Origin of the sequence: Sphingomonas adhaesiva (assembly GCF_002374855.1) — a bacterium.
Taxonomy (GTDB): domain Bacteria; phylum Pseudomonadota; class Alphaproteobacteria; order Sphingomonadales; family Sphingomonadaceae; genus Sphingomonas; species Sphingomonas adhaesiva.
Genome location: NZ_NWVC01000008.1, coordinates 21,295 through 34,795 on the forward strand (window position 1 = coordinate 21,295; position 13,501 = coordinate 34,795).

Annotated in this window: 10 protein-coding genes; 3 read left to right on the top strand and 7 right to left on the bottom strand. The window is 71.7% G+C overall.

The features are described from left to right. Positions 1-4: 4 nt before the first annotated feature. Both tagH and COA07_RS14390 read left to right on the top strand, forming a co-directional pair. A complete protein-coding gene (tagH, locus tag COA07_RS14385; RefSeq protein WP_096641281.1) occupies positions 5-1,363 on the top strand; it encodes a type VI secretion system-associated FHA domain protein TagH in 1,359 nt (452 codons plus the stop codon). 19 nt (positions 1,364-1,382) lie between these two features. Further along, a complete protein-coding gene (locus tag COA07_RS14390; protein WP_141396546.1) occupies positions 1,383-1,715 on the top strand; it encodes a hypothetical protein in 333 nt (110 codons plus the stop codon). A gap of 6 nt (positions 1,716-1,721) precedes the next feature. Here the strand turns inward: COA07_RS14390 and COA07_RS14395 are convergent, their stop codons facing one another. From COA07_RS14395 to tssK, 6 genes are read right to left on the bottom strand one after another with little or no spacing between them, the layout of a single operon-like run. Next, positions 1,722-3,710, bottom strand: coding sequence for a serine/threonine-protein kinase (locus COA07_RS14395; protein WP_096641283.1), 1,989 nt, complete (start codon positions 3,708-3,710; stop codon positions 1,722-1,724). Continuing rightward, positions 3,707-4,459: a PP2C family protein-serine/threonine phosphatase gene (locus COA07_RS14400; protein ID WP_211280974.1), complete on the bottom strand. Its 753-nt coding sequence runs from the start codon at positions 4,457-4,459 to the stop codon at positions 3,707-3,709. Before COA07_RS14400 ends, COA07_RS14395 begins: the two co-directional genes overlap by 4 nt. Next, positions 4,456-4,989 carry a type VI secretion system-associated protein TagF gene (gene tagF / locus COA07_RS14405; protein WP_066712705.1) on the bottom strand — a complete coding sequence of 178 codons (534 nt, stop codon included), beginning with the start codon at positions 4,987-4,989 and terminating at the stop codon, positions 4,456-4,458. Before tagF ends, COA07_RS14400 begins: the two co-directional genes overlap by 4 nt. Then, the gene (gene tssM, locus COA07_RS14410) at positions 4,971-8,438 is read right to left on the bottom strand and encodes a type VI secretion system membrane subunit TssM (protein WP_245842172.1); all 3,468 of its coding nucleotides are present in this window, start codon (positions 8,436-8,438) and stop codon (positions 4,971-4,973) included. The genes tagF and tssM overlap by 19 nt, the downstream gene beginning before the upstream one ends. Before the next feature lie 14 nt (positions 8,439-8,452). Continuing rightward, positions 8,453-9,793: a type IVB secretion system protein IcmH/DotU gene (gene icmH / locus COA07_RS14415; RefSeq protein WP_066709549.1), complete on the bottom strand. Its 1,341-nt coding sequence runs from the start codon at positions 9,791-9,793 to the stop codon at positions 8,453-8,455. Continuing rightward, complete coding sequence (tssK, locus tag COA07_RS14420; protein ID WP_245842173.1) at positions 9,790-11,064, bottom strand: type VI secretion system baseplate subunit TssK; 1,275 nt, start codon at positions 11,062-11,064, stop codon at positions 9,790-9,792. The genes icmH and tssK overlap by 4 nt, the downstream gene beginning before the upstream one ends. A gap of 180 nt (positions 11,065-11,244) precedes the next feature. Between tssK and COA07_RS14425 the strand changes: the two genes are divergently transcribed. Further along, positions 11,245-12,585 carry a peptidoglycan DD-metalloendopeptidase family protein gene (locus COA07_RS14425; RefSeq protein ID WP_066709555.1) on the top strand — a complete coding sequence of 447 codons (1,341 nt, stop codon included), beginning with the start codon at positions 11,245-11,247 and terminating at the stop codon, positions 12,583-12,585. Between the two features lie 20 nt (positions 12,586-12,605). On the opposite strand, the gene COA07_RS14430 is transcribed toward COA07_RS14425, so the two are convergent. Next, a complete protein-coding gene (locus COA07_RS14430; RefSeq protein WP_066709558.1) occupies positions 12,606-13,487 on the bottom strand; it encodes a CPBP family intramembrane glutamic endopeptidase in 882 nt (293 codons plus the stop codon). Positions 13,488-13,501: the final 14 nt, after the last annotated feature.

Sequence of the window (13,501 nt, forward strand, 5' to 3'; positions counted from 1 at the left end):
CACGATGGGGCTGACGCTCACCCTGGAAGACCCGTTCGCTGCGGGCGGCGGGGCGGTGCCCTCGCTGGTGCTGGAGCGGCGCGGCGCGGTGATCGGCCGCGCGCCGACCGTCGACTGGAGCCTGCCCGATCCGGAGAAGGTCATCTCCTCACGCCATTGCGAGATCGATTTCCGCGGCAACGCCTACCTGCTGGTGGACACCAGCACCAACGGGACCACGATCAACGGCGCGCGGTTCGCCGATCCGCAAGTCCTGCGCACCGGCGACGTGATCGGCATTGGCCGCTATCGCGTGGCGGTGACGATCAACTCCCCCACGGGCGGCGATGTCGGCACCGCCGCAGCGCCTGCCGCCGCATCGGGCTGGGGCGGCTGGGATTCGCACGTCGGCCCCGATCCGGTCGGTGTCGATCCCGCCAGCTGGGATCGGCCTGCGCCGGTGGCGGAAATCAGCGGGCGCGGCGCACTGTCCGCGCGCTGGGCTCCGCCCCCCGCACCACCCTCCGCACCCGCACCCTCGGCAAGCGGCGCCGATTGGGGCAACTGGTCGGAACCGGTGGCGCCGACGGCGCCGGCGTCGGGCTGGTCCAGCGCGCCCGCGCCGCCCACACCGCCCGCGGCGGCGGACATTTGGGGCGATCTGGCCGCCAGCAATACCGTCGACTGGGCGCGCGGCGGCTTCGGCACCGCCCCGTCGCCTTCTCCCGTTGCCGCGCCGGCGCCGGTCGTCGGGGCGCCCCCGCCGCGGGGCACGCCCGATGCACCACCGCGCGCAGGTTCCGATGCGGCGTCCGGCGCGCTGAGCACGCTGCTGGCGCAGGCGGCGGGGGTCGATCGCCAGATGCTGCCGGACGATGCCGCGCTGGCGCGAACGGCCGGCGCGCTGTTGCGACGGCTCGTCGCGGGGCTGGTGGTGATGCTGGAGGCGCGCACCCGCGCCAAGGCGCAGATGGGCGCGACGCGCACCGCCCTGCAGTTTGACGGCAACAATCCGCTGAAGTTCGCGCGCACCCCCGAACAGGCGGTGACGCAGTTGCTGTGCCCCCCGGAGCGCGGCTTCATGACCGCGGAACGCGCGGTGGAGGACGCATTCGTCGATCTCCAGGCACATCAGGTCGCCACGCTGAAGGCGATGCAGGGCGCACTGAAGTCGACGCTCGACCGCTTCTCGCCCGCCGCGATCCGCGGCCGCGCGGAAACGCGCGGGCTGTTGTCGCGCATCTTGCCCGGCGCGCGCGATGCGGCCTTGTGGCAGGCCTATGAGCGCGAGTTCTCCGGGGTCGCCAAAGGCTCCGACGAAGCCTTCATGGACGTCTTCGCCGCCGAATTCCGCAAGGCGTATGACGAGGCGGCGCGGCGGTAGAACCAGGGGAGCGATGACGATGGCGTGGAAGAATGCCGGGCTGGTCTTTCGGGGCGGCACAAAGGAGGCCAGGGAACTGGCAGGAAAGCGTGTCCGCGCCACCCGCGACCTCAGCGGCGCCTTGACCTACACCGCCGGACGCGAGACGCCGGGTACCTTCGACATTCCGAAACTGGCAGAGGGGCTGATCGGTTATGACGTTCCGCCCGGCCAGCTTGACGCGATCCTCCTTGTGTTTCCCACCGTCGCGGGAACGAAGCTCACATCGCTGACCCAGGCGGCGCGCATGGAAACCACCAGCGTCGTTGTCAACTGGCCCACCTTCCGCACCGCCTTCGAAATCGACGCCTGACCCGCCTCAATTCGGCGTCAGGTCCTGCGTCTGGAACCACAACATCTCTACCGTCCATCCCTTCCCACGCGCCGCCGCCAGGAAGCGCGTGCGCCAGTCCGCTGCCAGCGGCAACGCGGGCGCGACCAGATCGGGCGGGAACGGCCCGCGGCCGCGGATCAGCGCATAGCCCTTCACCCCGGTGCCGGTGATGTCGCCGCCCTTCATCATGTAGCGCCCGTCCGGCGTCGCCGCGAACACCACGTCGAGCAACTGCGTGCGCGTCATCGCGGTCGCGGTCGCGGAACCGTCCTCCCAGCCGACCAGCGTGAAGTCATCCCCGCTGGCGCGCGGATCGAGATAGACCGCCACGCGCGCCACCTTCTGATCGCCCTGCGTACTGTCGACGCGCCGGTCCATCTCCCACCGCTGCTTCTCCACCGACAACAGCGCCGGCCCGTGTGCACGCACCTGCGCGAAGGTCTCCACCGCGCCGCACAGGTTTCGCGGCAGCGTCATCACGTCGGCGTTCAGCGTGCGTATCGGCGCCGCCGCGCCCAGCGCCGCCTGCAACGCCCCCTGCGCCGCCACCGGATCGCCCGCGACACCCGACAGCGTGAACGACACGCCGTCGCCCTCACGCCGCAGGTCACGCACGTCGAGCCAGGAACAGGCGATCCCCGGCAGTGCCCGCGCGATCGCCGCCTTGGCCGCCGCCACGGGATCGCCCGGGGCCGCGGGCGCCGCGGGCGCGGCCCCCGATGCCGTCACCGGCGGCGATGCGACGTCCGGCGCCCGTCCCGCGATCAGCCAGCCGCCCCCGGCCAGCATCGCGGCCAGCACGGCGCCGCCGCCGATCCACATCCCCCGCCCGCCACCACGCCGCCCGCTACCGGCGGTGGCGGGCTTCGGCACCGACGGCGCGACAGCGGCGACAGGCGGGCTTGCGGCCGGCGCAGCGGGCGCGGCCGACGCCGGCGCGGCGGGCACGCCATGGTCGATCGCCTCGATCACCTCATCCATGCTGCGCAGCCGCCGCGCCGGGTCCGCCGCGAGCATCGCCGCGAGGATCGGGCGCAGCGCCTCCGGCGCGGCGGACAGGTCCGCACCGGCGCGCCGCTTGTCCACCGCCTCGACCAGCGTCACGCCCATCGCCGGCGCGCGCGCCCCCGCGACCGCCAGCACCACCAGCGCCAGCCCGTACACATCGGTCCACGGCCCGACCTCGCGTCCGAAATCGCCCAGCTGTTCGGGTGCGACATACCCCAGCTTGCCGGCGAAGCCGTCGCCCACGATCGTCCCCTTGTGCGGGTCCAGATCCTTGGCGATGCCGAAATCGATGATCCGCGCGCAGTCCAGCCGCCCACCCTCCAGCAGGACGTTGTCGGGCGACATGTCGCGGTGGATCGCCCCCAGCGCATGCGCCGCGCGCAGCCCCTCCGCCAGCCGCCGCATGAACACCCGCAAGCTGTCGGCGTCGCGCGGCACCTTGCCCAGCACATCCTGCAGGTTCGTCCCGTCGACATATTCGGTGACGATGTACAGGATGCCCAGCGACGGTTCGATCGCCAGCACGCGATAGGCGACCAGCGCGGGGTGCGACAGCCGCGTCAGCGTGCGCGCTTCCTTGCGGAACATCGCCTGCACATTGGGGTCCGCGGCCAGTTGCGGCAGCATCACCTTGATCGCCACGCGCTCGTCGGTGTGCGTGTTCACCCCCTCCCACACCTCGCCCATGCCACCGGCGGTGATGTAGCGGCGCACCTCGAAGATATGGTTCAGCACGTCGCCCGGCTGCAGTCGCCGGGGCGCATCCAGCCCCGCCGCCGCCGTCGCGGGGACCGGCGGAACCGACCCGGCGGGTGGCGGTATGGTCGCCGGCGCATCGGGGGACGCCGCCGCCCAGCCGCTCGCGGTCGGAGCTGCATCCGTCGCGGCGTCCGCGCCGGATCCCGCGGCGGGGACGAAGATCGTCCGGCCCTCATCCTCGTCGCCGGCGCCATTGCCGCCCGTCATGCCTGCGCCCCCACCATCAGCAACGTCGTCTCGCTCAGGCCCACGGCGACCGCGGTCAGATTGTCGTTCGAACCATTGGCCAGCCCGCGTTCCACCAGCGCCGCGGGCGCTGCCGTCACCGTCGCCTGCATGACCGTGCGGGCGATCTCCCCATCGGGCACCACGCCGTGCACGCCATCGCTGGTCAGCACGAACAGGTCGTCGGGCAGCAGCGTGTCCGCCACCACGTCCAGCGTCAGCGTCGGCTCCACCCCCACCGCGCGCGCCAGCACATGCCCCATCGGATGGCCCGCGCCATCCTCTTCGGTCAACAGGCCGCGATCGATCAGCGCCTGCACCTGGCTGTGATCGCGCGTCAGCCGCAGCAATCGGCCGTCGCGCACCAGATAGGCGCGGCTGTCCCCCGCCCACAGCACCGCGAAGCGTCCGTCGCGGATCAGCAGCGCCACCACCGTCGATCCCATCTGCGCACCACGCGCCTGCGCCTCCTGCCAGATCGTGGCATTGGCGGCGTGGATCGCACCTGCGCAGCGTTCCACCGCCTCGTCGAAACTGCCCGCGGCATCGGCCGCCGCAATGGTCGCGGTCAGCCGTGTCGACGCCCAGTCCCCCCCGGCATGGCCGCCCATTCCGTCCGCCACCACCCACAGCCCACGGTCGGGCAGGCCGACGAAACTGTCCTCGTTGATCTGGCGCACGCGGCCCACGTCGCTGGCGCCGCGCCAGTCGATCCGCAGCGGCCGCGTCACTCCTCGTCCTCCGCGCCCGCCGCCGCGGGATCGACCGTCGGCAGCATCAGCGGCAACGCCGCGGCGGGGTCCACCTGCAGCAGCGGCTCGGCATCGGCGCTGGCGCACCACCAGCCCGTCGTCACCGGCGCATCGTCCGCATCAGACTGCGCCCCCACCGCCGCGACGATCGCATCCGCGTCCAGCCGCTCGGCCAGGCCACGCCGCAGCGCCGCCTCGCACGCGGCGCCACCCTGTGCGTCGCGCCGCGCCACGATCACCGGGAAGCGCCGTCCGGAACGGTCGATCGACAGGGCGATGGCGCCACTGATCATCTGCATCCCTGGGCGCAGGCGGAACCGCCACGGCGGTATGATGTCGCAAGTCGCCTCGAACCCCTCGTCGGTCAGCGCGCGTATCCGCGCGATACCGATCGACAGCCGCTCGTCCCACCATTCGCGCTCCGCCGCTGTCATCCCGCGCGCCACGAAGTCGCCGTGCACGGGCAGCTTCCCGAACAGCAGCACCCCGGTCACAGCGCGCTCGGGCATCGGAACGTCCACAGGCCGCCATGGCCGAACGGGTTGCGATCGTCGGGCAGGATGATGCGCAGCGTCGCGGTCGCGTCGCCCGACCCGAAGGTCGCCAGGAACGCGGTCTGCCCGTCGTTGCGCCGCCGCGCCTTGTCGAACAGGCGGAAGATCGCCCACGGTCCCGCGGTCGCGATCTCGTCCACCTTCTGCCCGCCCTTGAACAGCGTAACATGCGCTTCGGGCAGGCCGCCCTGCAGCGACCATTGATATTGCCGCGCGTCACGCGTGCCCGCGTCCAGGCGATAGGTGCTGCCCGCGGACAGTTCCACTGCGTCCACCCCGGGCCCGGTCGTCGCCAGTTGCGCCTTGAACGGCTGGCCCGCGATCAACAGGTCGCGGATCTGCATCGTCTTGGCCAGCGCGTCCGCGCTGCCCGGATCGAATGCCGCCGCGGCGGGATCGTCGCTGCGCCACCGCCATACCGGCCCGGAGGTGTCGAGCACCGGCTTCAGGTTTGCGTCGACGAACCCGGGCAGCCCGCCGGGGCCGAACAACTGCACCGTCTCGCTTACCGATGCGTCGGCGGTGGAGGCGGCGAAGAACGGATATTTGTCCTGCGTCGCGGCGCGGCATGACGGCAGCATCGTCTGTGCCCAGGCCTGTTGCAGATTGCCCTGCGCCACCGCAGACTTCGCGGTGGCGCCCCCCTGCGCCAGGTCCGCGGCGAAGGACTTGAGCGCGCCGGGCGCCTGCTGCGCCTGCAACGCGATCGTCGCGTTCGCCTGATCGAGCGCCACCTGCAACGCCGGCCCGCCCGCCGCACCGCCCGCGCGCGCCGCCAGCACCGCCTGCCCGCCGGTCTTCACCGCATCCACGAACTGGTCGAGCGGCGATGGCTGCTTGCCGTCGCCGACATAGGTGTTGAGCTCCGCGAAATGCGTCGCGATCATCGCACCGGCATCGGCACTGTTGCCGCCGGCCGGCGTCAGCATCGCGCCGGCCACCGGCGCCGCGGCACCCAGCTTCGACGTCGCGCGCACCATCAGGCCACCCGCCACCATGTCGGCGGCATCGGGATTGCCCAGCTGCGTTTGCGCCCGCACCTCGCGCAACAGCTTGGCAAAAGGCGATGGCAGCCGCGTGAACGCGCCGAGCGCCGCCGGATCGGCGAACAGCGCCCCCGGCTTCAGCGCCGCGACCACCGCATCCCACGCCCCGGCGTAATCGGCCGCATAGCGCTGCGCGATTTGCGGGCGCAGCGCGGTCAGTTCGCCCAGCCCCGCCCCGCCGTCGCTGCCCAGCACCCAGGCGTCACGGCGCAGTTGCTCCGCGATCGTCAACAGCCCGCTGCGATACGCCTTCGCATATCCGTCGCGAGTGAGAAAATAGGGCACCGACAGCGCCCCCACCGCCGCGGGATCGGCAAACGCCGCAGCGTCCGCAGAGGCGATCACCCGCGCGGCCTGCCAGTCGCGTCCGGCGGTCGCCGCGGTGCCGTAGCGCAGCATCGCATAGGCGCGATCGGCGGGCGGCATCGACTGCACCGTGGCGCGCGCGGCGGTCACGATGCCCGCGTCCAGCGGCACCTGCCGGTTCGCCCACACACGCTCCACATCGCCCGCCGCGATCAGCGCATCCAGATGCGCGGCCAGCCGCCGCCGCAGCTCGGCACGGTCCGCCCCCGCCAGCGCGCCGCGTTCCCAGTCGGCGGTGACGAACGCGCGCAGCGGCCGCGCATCGATCCCACCCGGACGCTGCCCGCCGATCATCAGATACGCCTTCAGCGGCTCGTACACCGCCAGCGGATCGCCCTGCACGCCCGCCAGCACCGCTTCCATCCGCAGCATCACGCGCGGCAACAGGATGCGGCGCAGCGCCTGTTCATACGCCTGCACCGCCTGATCGCTCAGCCCGCGCTGCCACAGTCCGAACCGCATCGTCAGCGGCGGATAGCCGGCGACGCGATCGGCATAGCCGCCAGGCAGCTGACGTAGCTGATCCAGCGCCGCCGCGACTTCCTCCAGCCCTGCGTCGTTCGCGTTTACCTGCACCATGTCGATGCCGCGCTGTCGGATGCTCTCCTCCGCCGCGCGCGCCGCACTCGCCAGCGCGTCCTGCTCATGTCGGTTGCGCAGGAAACTGACCGTCCACAACGCGGTCACCAGCAGCGCCGCCGCCGCCACCGCTGCCACCGCACCGCCCGCCCGTGCCGCGCGCGATCGCCGCGCCGCACCACGCAGCCGCGCCAGCCCCGCCTCCGGGAACACCACCTCGCTCAGCAGGCGGTTGAGGAAATAGGCGCGCCCGCCGCTGCCGCCCGGCGCGGCCTGCGGCCGGTCGAACACCTGCGCCACGCCGGCCAGCAACCGGTCCAGCGGCGTTCCCTCCTGGGTGCCACTGGTCAGATAGAAGCCGCGCAGCGTCACCGACGTGCCGCCCGCCGGCGCCGTAGGGAACGCCCCTTCCAGGAACCGCACCATCCGAGCGCGCAACCCGCCCAGCTGCGTCGGGAATCCCAGGATCAACCCGCGCCGCTCGACATCCGGCTCCGCCGCCAGCCGCGCCGGCTGGCGATCCGCCACCGCCTGCACCACCGTGTCGAAGCCGCCCGCCAGCGCGGCGGCATCGGGCGCCTGCTCCACGGCGAAACTGTGCCCCAGCACCGAACGCCGCCCCTCGACGTCCAGATCCGCGAAATAGTCGGTGAAGCCGGCCAGCAGATCGGCCTTCGTGAACAGGCAGTACACCGGCAGGTCCACCCCCAGCGTGTCCGACAGTTCGGCCAGCCGCCGCCGCACCGCCGCGGCATGATCGTCGATCGCCCGCACGTCGCCGGTCGCGATATCGTCCAGGCCGATCGCCACCAGCACGCCGTTGATGGGGCGCGCAGGCCGATGCCGCCGCAGCGCGTCAAGGAACCCGCGCCAGCCCGCCGCATCCTCCGCCGCGTCCGAATCCTGGGTGGTGTAGCGGCCCGCCGTGTCCACCAGCACCGCTTCATCGGCAAACCAGAAATCCAGGTTGCGCGTACCGCCCACCCCCTTCATCGCCTGATCGACCACGGGAAAGCGCAGCCCGGAGGCGCGCAGCGCGGTGGTCTTGCCCGCCCCCGGCGGGCCGATGATGACGTACCATGGCCGCGCATACAGGTAATCGCGTCCGCCCCCGCCCGCGCTGCGCAGCTGCGCCAATGCGCCGCGCAGTCGCCCCGCGGCGACATCGCCCTCGTCCTCGGTCGCGACCGCCGCCTCCAGCTGCGCGGCCGCGCGCGCAGCACGACGCGCGCGCCACCACGCCGCCGCACCCCAGGCCACCGCGACGACGAACGCCAGCAGCAACCGTACCCACCACGGGCGCAGCGCCAGCACGAACAGCGGCAGCCCCAGGCACAGCAGAAGCGCCACCAGTACCGCCGCCGTGATCGTCACCACATGCCAGTTGCGCAGCGCGCGCTTGATGAAGGCCATCGCGCCTCTCCCCCTCAATCCTGCCGCTGCAGCACGATTTCGACGCGCCGGTTCAGCGCCTTGCCCGCCGCATCCGCGTTGGACGCGATCGGCTCGCTGTCGCCATGCCCCTGCGCGGTCACGCGCGCCGGATCGGCCAGCCCCGCGCGGACGATCCCCGCCACCGTCGTCGCCCGCGCCGCGGACAGCGCATTATTGTCGGGGAAGGTCAGCCCGTTCGGCTGGTCGCTGTCGGCGTGCCCTTCCACCCGCACCGGTCCGGGTTCCTTGTCCACCGCGGCTGCGATCCGCTGGAACAGCGCCTCGCGTCCCGGCTCCAGCGTGTCGGAGCCGGATCGGAACAACTGCCCGATCGTGGTACGCACCCGCACGGTCCCCGCATCGCGGTCGACCGTCACCAGCCCCTGCGCGATCTCGGGCGCCAGGAACGTCTCCAATCGCGCCGCTTGGCCGCTGTCGCTCGCCGGCAATCCCCCGCCGCCGCGCGACAGGTGCAACGGCTCGCTGGGGTTCAGCGCCGCCAGCGCCTCCCACGCCGGGCGGCCCGACTGCATCAGCATCAGGCGGAATCCGATGAAGAGCAGCAGCAGCAGGACCGCCGCCACCGCCGCCGTGATCGCGGCCCGGCTCCACCGCCCCACCTGCGCCACCGGCGCCGACACCCCGCGCCAGTGCGGCACCAACTCGCGATCGGACAGGCCGCGCGCCGTGGGCAGCGCGGCGAACAACCGCTTCATGATCTCGTCCAGCCGCCGCGTGCCGTCGGGCATCACGCGGAACCGACCCTCGAACCCGGCGGCCAGACAGCCATGCAGCAGTTCGATCAGGTCGTCGTTGCCCGTCGGGTTGGCCAGCAGCTCATCGACGATCTGCCAGAACCGATCGCCGCCGATACTCTCACGGAACATCTGCACCACCAGGCTGCGGCGCGCCCATTCGCTCGCCTCGATCCCGACGCCCGGCAGGTTCTGCGCGATATCGTCGACAGTCGAACACAGTGCATAGGTCGCGCGGCGGCAGGTTTCGGGCGGATAATGCGCCGCGATCGCGCGGTCGAACGCGGTCACCGCCGCGCTGGCACGCGCATGGAATTGCGACAGCGGCTGGCGCGCGCGACCCGATCGGATCGCCGCCGCCAGCGCCAGCAGCGGTGCCGCCTGCGCCATCATCGGGTTGCGGCGCTGCGGCGGGGTGGCGGGTTCCGGCACGTCGTCCCCCGCCGGCATAGCGGAGGGATAGGCCGGCGGCGGTGACGGCGGCGTGGGCGGCACCGGCGCAGCCCCGGCGCCCGCACCGCCGCCCTGCAACGGCGACGGCTGAAAGATCGTGCGATTGCCGCTGTCAGACCCGGTCATTGCTCGGCCCTCTTCACGCACCACAATTCCATCTTCAGCGCCGGCCATTCACCGGCCAGATGCAGCCCCAGCGCGGGCGCGGTCGCGAAATCGCGCCAGTCGGGCACGCCGCGATCCAGCTCGAAATACAGATAGCCCGGCAGTACGCGCAGCTGTGGGGGCGGGGTCGGCGCATGGCGCAGCGGAACGCCGGGCAGTGCGCTTTCCACGATCGCGCGCATCTTCTGCACCGCGCCGATCTTCGCCATCGCGGGGAAGCGCTGGCGGATCTCATCCAGCGGCGCCGCGGCATTGACCGCCAGATAGAAATAGCCGGTCCGGTAAAGCTGGTGATCGGTGATCGTCGACACATACGCCCCCGGTCCTGCGGCCTCCAGCGGCAGCTGGATCGCAGAGCGGTCGAACACAGCGGACAACATCGCGCGCAGCAGGTCGAACACCGGCTCGAACGTCGCCTGCAGATTTTCGTGGTCGTACACCGGCAGCGGCGGCGGACGTCGGTCGGCACGCGTCAGCGTCGCCAGTTCCCCGGTCATCGCCGCCAGCTGCTCGAACAATCGCTCCGGATGGACGTCGGGCATCGACTGGAGATGCCCCAGCACCGGGCACCAGCGGTTCAGGCATTGCAGCAGCAGGAAACTGGCGAACGTCTCCGCGCCGCCGTCGGTGGCCTCCACCGCGCGCAGCGCCAGTTCCTCCACGCGCTGGGTCGCGCGCCCCAATATGTCGCTCAGCCCTCCGCGCAGCCGTGGACTGGCGCGAAGGTCCTGCGCGGGCGGGACGAACCGGTCGTCGAACATCGCCCGCCGGTTCTGCAACTCGCGCACCCGCGCCAGACCCAGGCAGACGCGGCCGTAAATATCGTCGCGCGTCACGCCGAACCGCAGGTGGGGGCGCGCCACCTCGACCGGCTCACGCGTGCGGTCGGCCGAAAAGACATCCGCGACCTCGCTCTCGCTGACCAGGAAGCGGCTTGCGGGTCCGGCCGCCTCCTCGTCCTCGAACATCACCGCGCCAGGTTGCGCCGCGGGCAGCGTCAAGTGGATGACCGCGTCGCTCACCTCGGCGGGCAGGTCCAGGGGCGGCGGCGGCGGCATATCGTCGGGAATGGCGAAGCGCGTTCCATCGGGCAGCACGCCGGCCAGCCGGATGACCCCGAACTTGCCGAGCGTCGCCAGATCCTCATCAATCACCAGTTCGGTCACACCCCAGGCATAAGGCCGCGTGGCGGAAACCCGACGATCAAGCTCAGCCGACAGAAAACGATCCATCTGCTGAAAGTGCTGAGGCCGAAGGAAGGCACCTTCTCTCCAGGCTATTCTACTACGATCAGACACAACCTATGCCCCTACCGTGTGCTGTCTTGATCCTTTCGACCGATCAATTTTCTTTGATTGGCGATCTATTCGGATATATTGCCCACCGACTCTTGCAGGCGGGATTGAAACAGCATGACCACCGACGGCAGCGCCCTCGACTTCGATCCGCGTCGCTGGTCGATCGCACCCGACCGTGCGGCGTCGGCGCAACGCGATGCGACGCCGCCGATCCGCTGGCCGCTGCTCGCGGGCGCGGCGCTGCTGCTCGCCGCGGGGCCGGTGGCGGGTCTGCTCGATCGGCAACCCGTGGTGGACCGGCATAGCGACCCACAACCGACCGCCCGCGCGGGGACGGCCCGCGTGGTGCGCCCCGACGTGATTCAGCGGACCACCACCCTGCCCGCCGCCACCGATCTCGCCGCACTGCTGCGCGCGCAGGGGCTGCCGCAGGAACTGGCGACCGCCGCCCAGGCGCTCGCGCTGCCGCACATCGGCGGGGGCGGCGCGATCACCGCCGTCGTCTCGCTGCGGCTGGGCGGGGATGGCGCGAGCGATCAGGTCCTTCGCGTCCGCGCCGCGCGCGCCGACAGTTCGGGCGTCGCGCTGATCCGCGATGCCACCGCCCCGCAGGGTTGGCGCACCGAACCACTCGCGCGCTCGGTTGAAGCCAGGCTGACGGTCGCACGCGGCGAAATGAACGCCGACAGCCTTTATTCCTCCGCGGTCGCGGCGGGCGTGGACGAAAGCCTGATACCCGATTTCGCCAAGGCGTTTGTCTATGATTTCGACTTCCAGCGCGAAATTCACCCCGGCGACGTGTTCGAGATGGCCGCGGAACAGACCGTCAATGCCGATGGCCAGCCGGTCGGCGTGCCCACTCTCGTCTATGCCGCCTTTATCACCGCGGACAAATCGCGCGCGCTCTACCGCTTCGCGCCGCCGGGAGCGCAGCCGGGCTGGTACGACGGCAACGGACGCAGCATCGTCCGCTCGCTGATGCGTACGCCCGTGGAGGGCGCGCGCGTCTCCTCCACCTTCGGCTGGCGTGTCCATCCCGTGCTGGGCTTCCGCAAACTGCACAACGGCATCGATTTCGCGGTCCCCTCCGGCACCCCGGTCTATGCCGCCGGCGCCGGGACGGTCGACACCGCGCATTTCAGTGCGACCGCGGGCAACATGGTCATCCTGCGCCACGACAAGGGTTATCTGACCAAATACTTCCACTTCACCAGCTTCGCGCCGGGCGTGACACAGGGCGCACACGTGGCGCAGGGCCAGGAAATCGGCCTGTCGGGCACGACCGGCCGTTCCACCGGCCCGCACCTCCATTACGAGGTTCACCTGAACGGCGAGGCGATCGATCCGATGGCGGTGAAGACCGAGGATGGCCTGGCGCTGACCGAAACAGCGCTCGACGCCTTTCACCGCGAACGCGACCGCATCGACGCGGCCCGCGCCGCGCATGCTCGATAGGGCGCGCGCGCCCGCCAGCGTCATATCTCGGCCCGCCGACGGACCGCCAGCAGCGCCAGCGTCATCGCGCCCAGTACCATCGTCGCCAGGAAGCTGGCGTTCAGCCCCTCCTGCCCCCCGCCCCACACCGCGTCGGCGACGATGTCATGCCCCCACAGCGCGCCCCACGGACCCGTGCCGGGGTTGGGGAACAGCCCCAGCACGGTCAGTTCGCCGGCATTCCACCCCCAATGCGCGGCGACGGGAGCGATCAACCCGCGGCTGCGCTCCGCCAGCAGGCCCAGCCAGCACCCCGCCAGGAAAACGTTCAGCGCGGTCAGCGGGGCGTCCCATGCTCCCGCCAGGTGCAGCAGTGCGAAGGCCGCCGCCGTTCCGGCGATCGCCGCCAGCGGCGGCGCGATGCGGCCGATCGCCGGCTGGATCGCGCCGCGGAACAGCATCTCTTCCGCGCCCACCTGCGCCAGCGTGACCGGCATGCCCCCCAGCGTGACAGTCCCAGCAAATTCCTGGGTTTCGGTCAGCCGGCCGCCCAGTGCCAGCGACAGCGCGCACCATGCGATGGCGCCCAGCCCCATCGCCGCACCGACCAACGACCAGTGCCGCCACCGCACGCCGAAACCCATAAGGCCGGTGCCCGCCACTCGCCCAGCTACGGCCGCGAGCACGATGACGGCGGCGCTCATCGCCAGCGTCTGCGCAGCGGGCGACCAGGCGCCTTCGATCTGCCCCATCGCCCAGCCCACTGCCAGCAACCCGGCCAGCGCCGCCGTCACCGCCGCCGCCACCCGCCAACCGGCCAGCGTCGATGGGCGGGGTGCTGCCAGCGCAGGCGCAGCGGGGTTCGACCGTGCGCCCAGCATTTGCGCCAGCAGCGCGGCCTCATCGGCGGGTGGGGCGGGCATCCTTGCGGGTTCCG